The organism is Halorubrum sp. AD140, assembly GCF_034497445.1.
Classification (GTDB): Archaea; Halobacteriota; Halobacteria; order Halobacteriales; family Haloferacaceae; genus Halorubrum.
Genome location: NZ_JAXRUU010000043.1, coordinates 22,440 through 28,605, shown reverse-complemented (window position 1 = coordinate 28,605; position 6,166 = coordinate 22,440). Strand labels below are relative to the sequence as shown.

Annotated in this window: 7 protein-coding genes; 5 read left to right on the top strand and 2 right to left on the bottom strand. The window is 64.1% G+C overall.

The genetic code is table 11. From position 1 onward, the window contains the following. A partial coding sequence (locus U4E84_RS11405; RefSeq protein ID WP_322532218.1) for a sulfurtransferase TusA family protein occupies positions 1–240 on the bottom strand: 240 nt, incomplete at its 3' end. Positions 241–488: 248 nt separating this feature from the next. Here U4E84_RS11405 and U4E84_RS11400 point away from each other — a divergent pair. Genes U4E84_RS11400 through U4E84_RS11380 form a run of 5 tightly spaced genes read left to right on the top strand, consistent with a single transcriptional unit; the run spans position 489 to position 5,207 of the window. Next, on the top strand, positions 489–1,682 hold the full coding sequence (locus U4E84_RS11400) for an MBL fold metallo-hydrolase (RefSeq protein WP_322532217.1): 1,194 nt from the start codon (positions 489–491) through the stop codon (positions 1,680–1,682). 8 nt (positions 1,683–1,690) lie between these two features. Continuing rightward, positions 1,691–2,248 carry a YeeE/YedE family protein gene (locus U4E84_RS11395; RefSeq protein ID WP_322532216.1) on the top strand — a complete coding sequence of 186 codons (558 nt, stop codon included), beginning with the start codon at positions 1,691–1,693 and terminating at the stop codon, positions 2,246–2,248. Continuing rightward, complete coding sequence (locus tag U4E84_RS11390) at positions 2,245–2,703, top strand: YeeE/YedE family protein (RefSeq protein WP_322532215.1); 459 nt, start codon at positions 2,245–2,247, stop codon at positions 2,701–2,703. Before U4E84_RS11395 ends, U4E84_RS11390 begins: the two co-directional genes overlap by 4 nt. An 8-nt stretch (positions 2,704–2,711) precedes the next feature. After that, positions 2,712–3,887 carry an inorganic phosphate transporter gene (locus U4E84_RS11385; protein WP_322532214.1) on the top strand — a complete coding sequence of 392 codons (1,176 nt, stop codon included), beginning with the start codon at positions 2,712–2,714 and terminating at the stop codon, positions 3,885–3,887. A gap of 30 nt (positions 3,888–3,917) precedes the next feature. Further along, entirely contained in the window at positions 3,918–5,207 is a 1,290-nt protein-coding gene (locus U4E84_RS11380; protein WP_322532213.1) for an MFS transporter, read from the top strand. A gap of 111 nt (positions 5,208–5,318) precedes the next feature. Here U4E84_RS11380 and U4E84_RS11375 read toward each other — a convergent pair whose 3' ends face one another. Continuing rightward, on the bottom strand, positions 5,319–6,164 hold the full coding sequence (locus tag U4E84_RS11375; protein ID WP_322532212.1) for a universal stress protein: 846 nt from the start codon (positions 6,162–6,164) through the stop codon (positions 5,319–5,321). Between the last annotated feature and the right edge of the window lie 2 nt (positions 6,165–6,166).

Genomic DNA, 6,166 nt, shown 5'->3' with positions numbered 1-6,166 from the left:
CGTCTTGCGCACGTAGTGTTTGTACACGTCGTCGCCTTCCTCCTGTTCGACGAGCTCGACGCCCTCAGTGCCGGCCGCCCAGCCGTCGATGTCGCTCATGCTGCCGGAGTCCGTCGCCAGTACTTCGAGGATCTCGCCGGCGGCGAGGTCGTCGATTGCGCCTTTCGTCTTCACCACAGGCATGGGACACGATGCACCCTTCACGTCGAGCGTCTCCGCGATGTCGTATTCTGCACTCATTGGTTATCTGCTCCATTAGTCTGTATTGGAGCTATCGCACAATACCCCCTGCCCGACTAAAAGATTGTCGATTCTTGTGCTTACTCTAAATAACTCTCTATCCTGATTGTGGCTTAGAGGGGGTAAAACGGCTAAAAACAGGGCTCTAGCAGATATGCACTGACTATTCTCTTCAGTAGTATTGTTCAGTTGGGGAAATACTATGAAAATGCTTTTGTACATTCGGCCGGTAGAAGCGACTGCACAACATGAACGCTGATGACTTCCCGACTCCCGATGTCGAAGTCGCGTCGGTCGAGCCGGAAACGCTGAAGGACCGCATCGACGCCGGCGAGGACATTACCCTCCTCGACGCGCGCATGCAATCCGATTACGAGGAGTGGCGCATCGACGGCGACAACGTCACGTCGATCAACATCCCGTACTTCGAGTTCCTTGAGGACGACATCGATGAGGACGTCCTCGATCAGATTCCCGACGACCGCGAGGTGACCGTCCTCTGCGCGAAGGGTGGCGCCAGCGAGTTCGCCGCGGGCACGCTCGCGGAACGCGGCTACGACGTTGACCACCTCGAGGACGGCATGAACGGCTGGGCGAGCATCTACGAGACCGTCGAAGTCACCGACTACGACGGCGCGGGTACGCTCCTCCAGTACCAGCGGCCGTCCTCGGGCTGTCTCGGCTACCTCCTCTACGACGACGGCGAAGCCGCGATCATCGACCCGCTGCGGGCGTTCACCGACCGCTACCTCGCGGACGCCGACGATCTCGGTGTCGACCTGCAGTACGCCCTGGATACCCACATCCACGCCGATCACGTCTCGGGCGTTCGCGACCTCGACGCGGAAGGCGTCCAGGGCGTCGTCCCCGAGGCCGCTGTCGACCGCGGCGTCACGTACGCGGACGAACTGACCACGGCCGCGGACGGCGACACCTTCCAGGTCGGCGACGCCACCATCGAGGCCGTCTACACACCTGGCCACACGACCGGAATGACCTCCTACCTCGTCGACGACAGCCTGCTCGCGACCGGCGACGGACTGTTCATCGAGAGCGTCGCCCGCCCCGACCTCGAAGGGGGCGACGACGGGGCGCCCGACGCCGCGCGTATGCTCTACGAGTCCCTCCAGGAGCGCATCCTCACGCTGCCCGACGATACACTCGTCGGTGGCGCGCACTTCAGCGACGCCGCTGAGCCCGCTGCGGACGGTACCTACACCGCCCCGATTGGCGAGCTCGTCGAGGAGATGGACGCGCTCACGATGGCCGAGGACGACTTCGTCGACCTGATCCTCTCGGACATGCCGCCGCGGCCGGCTAACTACGAGGACATCATCGCGACGAACCTCGGTCAGAACGTCGTCGACGACGACGAAGCATTCACTCTGGAGCTTGGGCCGAACAACTGTGCCGCCAGCCAGGACTCGCTTGCGGGTGACTAACGACGCCGATGGTCACTGACCCAGTACTGGTCCAAGCGGCTGCCGAGCTGTTTCCTAACGGGATCAGCCGGTACGCCGTCGGCGGACTGCTCGTCGGCCTCGGGACCGTCCTGATCTATATCGGGACTGGTATCCCTGCCGGAGCGAGCACGTTCCTGGAGTCGACGCTGTCGTACGTCTCCGACCAGTCCCGCTTCCAGCAGTACGTCGGCTCGCGGGACTGGCGGCTCGTATTCACGGCAGGTATCATCCTCGGCGGGCTGGCGTTCGCGGCGACGTTCCAGTCCGCCCTCGTCACGAGCTCGCTGTACGAACCCGGGACCACCGGGCAGCTGTACGAGGTCGCCGGTGTGACGCTCTGGACGACCGATGTCCAGCCGTGGCGGCTGTTCGTCGGCGGCATCCTCGTCGGCATCGGCACCCGGATCGGCAAGGGCTGCACGTCCGGCCACGGCGTCTGTGGCGTCGGCTCGGCGTCGAAGACGTCGCTCGTCGGCGTACTGACGTTCCTGACCGTGGCGATTGGGACCGCACAGGTCGTCGCCGCGCTGGGGGTGAGCCCATGAGCGACCGACATCCGCTGTTCAAGCCGCTGATCTTCGTCGGCGGCATCGTCTTCGGATTCGGGCTCGGGTTCAGCCACATGGCGCGCCCGGAGGTGGTACTGAACTTCCTCCAGTTCGACGACCTCGGCCTGCCGTTCGTGATGTTCGGCGCCGCAATCGTCTCTGGGATTGCGTTCGCCCTGCTGCCCCGGATTCGAGACACTGCACCCCTCACGGGCGACCCCTACGAACGCCGCTTGAAACCCTTCGACCGGAATGTCCTCGTCGGCGGCGCCGTCTTCGGCGTCGGCTGGGGACTCTCCGGCATCTGCCCGGGTGCCGCGTACGCCAGTCTCGGTGTCGGCAATATCACCATCCTGTGGGCACTCGCCGGGATGTTCCTGGGCGCGTACGCCCAGGGCTACTGGCGGAGCCAGCATCAGGCGCGTGACGCCACTGCGACGGGCGCAGACTAACCCACTCTATGGACCCCGCTCTTATCGCCCTCTTCGTCGGTGCAGCACTCGCCAGCCTGTTTATGGCATGGGTCATCGGTGCCGGATCGAGCGGTGCCACTCCGTTTGCACCCGCCGTCGGCGCCAACGCGATCGGGACGATGCGAGCCGCCCTCTTGGTCGGCATCTTCGGGTTCGTCGGTGCCGTTACACAGGGTGGGAACGTCTCGGAAGCCGTTGGGAGCGGTCTGGTCGGCGGGATGAGTATGTCCGTCGCCGGCGTCATCCTCGTGCTCGTGTTGGGCGCGGGGCTAATGGCGGTCGGCATCGTGACGGGGTATCCGATCGCGACCGCGTTCACGGTGACCGGCGCCGTCATCGGCGTCGGCCTCGCTCTCGGCGGGACGCCGGTCTGGTCGAAGTACCAGCAGATCGCCGCCGTCTGGGTACTGACACCGTTGGTCGGCGGTAGCATCGCGTACGCCAGCGCGAGCGCCCTCCCTCGGCCTGGCGTCCCTGAACGGTACAGTATCCCTGTCCTCGTCGGCCTCGTCACGGCCGTTCTCGTGAACGTCGAGTTCAGTTTCCTCGGTGGGACGAACTCGGCGGGGACCGTCAGAGAAGCTGGACAGCAAGTCCTGGCTATCGACGGGCTTGTCTCGGCTGTGCTCGTCACTGTTGGTGCGGCTGCGCTTGTCGCTGCCATCGTCTGGTGGGACGTAGGCCGCGACCAACGCGGGGGTCTCCAGCGCGTGCTGCTGGCACTTGGTTCGCTCGTCGCCTTCTCCGCGGGCGGCAGCCAGGTTGGACTCGCTGTCGGGCCGCTGCTGCCGCTGTTCGACGAGGTCAGAATGGTTTCGACGTTCGCCGTGCTCGTCGGCGGAGGGTTGGGAATGCTCGTCGGTTCCTGGACAGGAGCCCCAAGGATGATCAAGTCGCTCGCCCAGGACTACTCGTCGCTCGGGCCGCGGCGCGCCATTTCGGCACTCGTTCCGTCGTTCCTCATCGCACAGCTTGCTGTCCTACTCGGCGTCCCCGTCTCGTTCAACGAGATCGTCGTGAGCGCCATTATTGGAAGCGGGGCGGCGGTCGGTGGTCGGAACGCCGTCGACGCACGGAAAATCAGCGTTACACTCGGCGCGTGGGCAGGCTCGTTCGTTCTCTCGTTCGTGCTTGCGTACGCTGCCGGTGCCGTCTTACTGTAACCCGATTCTGAACTCGATACTTTTGAACCCATGACAACGACAACTGACCTGACACAGGGTATCCGCGAACACCTCGGGCAGTTCTCGCTGCACGTCCTGCTCGTCTTCGCGACCGGACTGACCATCGGTTCCGAACGAACCGTTGTCCCCGTTCTGGGGGAGGACGTCCTCGGTGTCGAATCGTTCCTCGTGATCGGCTCGTTCGTCGTCTCGTTCGGCGTCGTGAAGTCGATTCTCAACCTCTACGCCGGCAAGTGGGGCGAGGAGTACGGCCGTAAGCCCGTGCTCATCGCCGGCTGGGCAACAGCGCTTCCGCTGCCGTTGGTTCTCATCTTCGCCCCGACTTGGGGCTGGATCACGGTGGGGAACATTCTGCTGGGGGTCAACCAGGCGTTGACCTGGAGCATGGCGATCAACGCGAAAATCGACCTTGCGGGCCCCGATCAGCGCGGTCTTGCGGTCGGCATCGACGAGGCGTTCGGCTACACTGGCGTCGCCGTCGGCGCATGGGTCACGGGCGTCATCGCCGGTCAGTGGAGTCTACGGCCCGAGCCGTTCTACTTCCTCGGCGTCGTGGTCGTGCTGGCGTTCCTCATCTCGATCTTCCTGATCAAGGAAACCGTTCAGTACGCGCAGGCTGAGGGCGACGACGACCATCACGACGCGAACCTCCCGTTCAATGAGGTGTTGAAGCGCGCGACGTACGGCGACCGGACGCTGTTCGCGGCAGCGCAGGCCGGCCACATCGAGAACTTCGTCGACACGCTGTTCTGGATTGCCGTGCCGCTATACCTCACGAGCCAAGGGCTCGGTATCGCGGCGGTCGGGGTTGTCGTCGGCGTTCACAGCGCGATGTACTTCCTCCAGATCGCGACCGGCGGGCTCGCGGACCGCATCGGCCGCCGTCCCCCCGTCATCGCGGGAATGTTCCTCGCGGGCGCGGGCGTCCTCGGGATGGTGCTCGTCGATAGCTACATCCCGTGGGCCGTGCTGGCTGGCGTCTCCGGGCTGGGGATGGCGCTGCTGTACCCGAACCTGATGACGGTCCCCAGCGACGCCGCCCACCCGACGTGGCGTTCGGCGGGGATGGGCGTCTACCGGATGTGGCGCGACTCCGGCTACGCTGTCGGCGCGGTCCTGATTGGACTCTCGATGGAGTTCGTTAATGCAGCGGCCGCGTTCTACGTGACCGCCGGTTTGATGTTCGTCTCGGGTGCCGTGGTGTACCTCTGGATGGAGGAGACCCACCCCGAGTTCGGAACCCACGAGCCGCCGGCGCCCGCGGCGTCCGAGGCCGGAGCGGGAGTCACGGACGACTGACGAGTTCGGGGACGGTTCGTTTCGTGGCCACTCCAGCCGGTCTGTGTGGTTGTTTTCGGAATGACGACACTCGCCTCTACGGTGCGTAGTGGTGGCACTCGTCGAACGTTCTCAGACTGTCCGGGACGGCGGGACCAGGAATACGTTTCCTGTCGCCTGTGCGACGATCTCCTCGGAGACGCTACCCAACAGGAGCCGACGAATGCGACTTCGCCCTTTCGACCCGACAAGGATCGCCGACGGCGTAACTTCTGCTTCGACGGCGAGTATTTCGTCGGCGGGGTCGCCGTGTCGAACCTCGAGTTGTGTATCGATACCCCAGTTTTCTAACGTCCTCGCCTGCTCGGTCAGCTGCTCCTGTGGGCTGACAGCGGTGTCGACGTCCTCGTCTTTCGGCGACCGGACGTGAACGAGCGTCGCTTCCTCAGTCGCGTGATGGAGGTATGAGAAGGCGTCGAACGCTCGGTCGGCGTTCTCAGAGAAGTCCGTCGCGAAGAGGACACGCTGAAAGAGACGTTCCCGGACAACCTCGGGGTCGTCGGTCGCCCGCTCGACGCGGTTGACCAACAACGGAACGACAGTCGTTCGGGCGAGGTTGCGGGCGGTCGAGCCGATGATCCGGTTCTCTAATGGGCTCTGCCCCCGTGAGCTAATGACCGATAAATCGGCATGAACGGTTTCAGCGATGCCGTTGATTCGTCGATACGGGGTTCCACGGACGACGTGGGTCTCGACGTCGAAGCCGGCGTCCTCGATTACCGTTCGATACTGGTCTAGTCCCTGTCGGCGTCGCTCCTCGAAATTCACGCCGGGCATCCCGGAGTGGACGTTTGCCGGAACGACTGTCACGAGATGAATCCCGTCGACGCCGATACGTCCCAGACACTGGAGACAGGTATCGTTCTCGATTGCAGCCTCACTGGCAGCCGAAAGGTCGGTCGCGCAGATGGCTCTCATAT